This window comes from Myxacorys chilensis (assembly GCF_059505265.1).
Window position 1 is genome coordinate 1 of the sequence record NZ_JCACKG010000290.1, and the last position, 2,276, is coordinate 2,276.

Below are 2,276 nucleotides of genomic sequence, written 5' to 3' on the forward strand. Positions count from 1 at the left end.
CAGGTCTCGGCACTGCGCGGGAAGGAGGCCAGGGTGCCGAAGGCGGGCTTCGTCGAGGCCGGCCCGCTCGGCGAGGCCTTCGGCTGGAGATGGGCTCCCGACGGGACCGTGAGAGAGCCCGACGGGAAGCCCCGTCTCGTGCTGATCGACGAGATCGACAAGGCGCCGCGCGACTTCCCCAACGATCTCCTCTGGGTGATCGACCAGATGAACTTCAGGGTGCCTGAGATCGAAGGGGAGAACGAGGTGGCCTGTCCGGCCGACCGCCGCCCGGTCGTCGTCATCACCTCGAACGAGGAGCGCCGCCTGCCCGGCCCATTCCTGCGCCGCTGCGTGCAGCACCGCATCGAGCTCGACTCCGACGCGGTGAAGCGCATCCTGACCGCGCGACTAATCGGCAAGCGCCCCGGCCGCGACGCGCTGGACGCCGGGGAGGAGCGGCTGCTCAGGGCCGCGGTCGGGGCATGGGACGCGATCAGGGCGACGCGCGGCCTGTCCCGGCCCTACACCATCGACGAGGTCTGGCGCCATATCGCGCTTGCCGCCCGGCACCGCGCAGGGCCCCAGGCGCGGGAGGGCCTCGCCGTCGACCTAGAGGGCCGCGACCCCGAGCGGCTCCGCGCCGTGCTGCGGACGCTCCTTCCTCCGGCGGACCTCGACTTGGTTCAGCCCGTCGTCGCGGCCCAGGCCGCGTCAGGCTGACATGGCGCGCGCCCGCCCCGCCCCGGCCCGCCCCGCCGATCCCCTCACGGGGCTGGGCTGGGACTGGCTCTTCGTGGCCCTGACCTGGCTCACCCTGGCCTGGGCGCTGTTCATCCTCCTCGACCACGCGGCCGACGGACACGTCGGCTTCGACTACCTGCCCGTTGCCGTCGGCGTGCTGTTCGTCCCCCTCGGCTGGCGGGCGCTCCGGGTGCAGCGACGGATGCGGTCTGCGGTCGACGGCCTGCGTCACGGCGCGGCGCTCGACGGGACCGGCGACGTCGGCGACTTCGACCGCCGGCTCGCGCGCGCGGTGCGGCGCGCGGGCCTGGCCTCGGGGATGGCGATCACGCTGACCATGGGCGGCTACATCGCCTGGGCCTACCGGTCCGGTAGGCTGGAACAAATCGGCGGCATGGCCGGCGGCGAGGTCAGCCTCTTCGCCCTCTTGGTCGCGGTCTGCGTCCTCACCGGCGCCCTCGCCGGCTACCTCCTCGGCAGCCTGTTCGGCCATGGCCGGCTCCTGCCGATAATGCACGCGACCGGCCTCTCGCTCGCAGGCTTCGACACGCCTCAAGCCCAGCGGGCCATCCGGGTGATCGAGGACCTGCTGCGCTACAGCCTCTTAGCGACGGCCGGCATGAACCTGTGGTTCCTGCCTTGGTTTGCTGCCTGGTTCCTGGGCTGGACCAACGACTACCTCACCGAATGGGGCGTTCTATTCCTCGCGCTCTGGGCGATCTCGCTCGGCTTCTACCTCTTCGCCGCCTGCCTCCCCGCCATCGCGTTCCGACGGGAGCTGGAGGAACTCCGAGGCGGCCCCGAGGCCGAGGCCGCGCGGCGGCGCCAGCTCGCCGACGCGGTGGACGATCGCAAGCGGCTCGCCGACGCGGAGAGGTCGCGCGAGGGTGCCACCTACGAGGAGAGGCGCGAGGCCGCTGCCGCGCGGGCCGAACTGGAGGCCTTCATCGCGCGGCTCGAGGCGCAGCGCCCGCCGCGCCTGCCGCCGCCCTGGCTGCTCCTGGGCTTCTTTCTCCTGATGTCCGCCCTGTTCGTCGCGGGCACGCTGTCCTACTTCCTTCAGGTCCGGCCCGGCGCCGCGCCGGCCGCGGCCGCGTCCCTTCCCGCGGCAAGGGCCTGAGGAGCGCCCTGATGTTCCGCATCCACATGCTGCCCGCGCTGGACGGCGACTGCTTCCTGGTCGAGACGGGGAGCCGGCCGCACCGCCTTCTGATCGACGGCGGCCGACGCGACACGGCCGCTGAGATCGAGACCCTCATCGGCCGGCTCGACCCGGTCGAGCGACGCATCGACCTCGTGGTCCTGACGCACATCGACGAGGACCACATCGCCGGGCTGGTCAGGCTCATCGAATCCTCCGACCTTTCGCTGGGCGAGGTCTGGTTCAACGGCCTTGACCATGCGCGGCTCGCCGACGGGCAGCGCATCGGCGCGCGCTCCGCGCCGGCGGCCCCGATGCTCCCGATGCGCCCCATGCTGGGGGTGAAGAGCGCCCGCGACTTTGCCAGGGCCGTTACGGCCCGAGGCAGCCCCTGGAACGCCTCGCTGCCCGG

3 protein-coding genes are annotated in these 2,276 nt (G+C 72.6%); all 3 read left to right on the forward strand.

Going from position 1 to position 2,276, the window contains the following annotated elements:
* Positions 1-702 (forward strand): MoxR family ATPase (locus AC5JLB_RS29405; RefSeq protein ID WP_495877365.1); only part of this gene is annotated, 702 nt, incomplete at its 5' end.
* Position 703: 1 nt separating this feature from the next.
* Positions 704-1,843: a hypothetical protein gene (locus AC5JLB_RS29410; protein WP_495877366.1), complete on the forward strand. Its 1,140-nt coding sequence runs from the start codon at positions 704-706 to the stop codon at positions 1,841-1,843.
* Between the two features lie 11 nt (positions 1,844-1,854).
* The coding region (locus tag AC5JLB_RS29415; RefSeq protein ID WP_495877367.1) for an MBL fold metallo-hydrolase at positions 1,855-2,276 on the forward strand (422 nt) is incomplete at its 3' end.

Excerpts from the sequence above, each read along its gene's own strand:
- AC5JLB_RS29410 (WP_495877366.1), top strand. The coding sequence starts at position 704 with ATGGCGCGCGCCCGCCCCGCCCCGGCCCGCCCCGCCGATCCCCTCACG.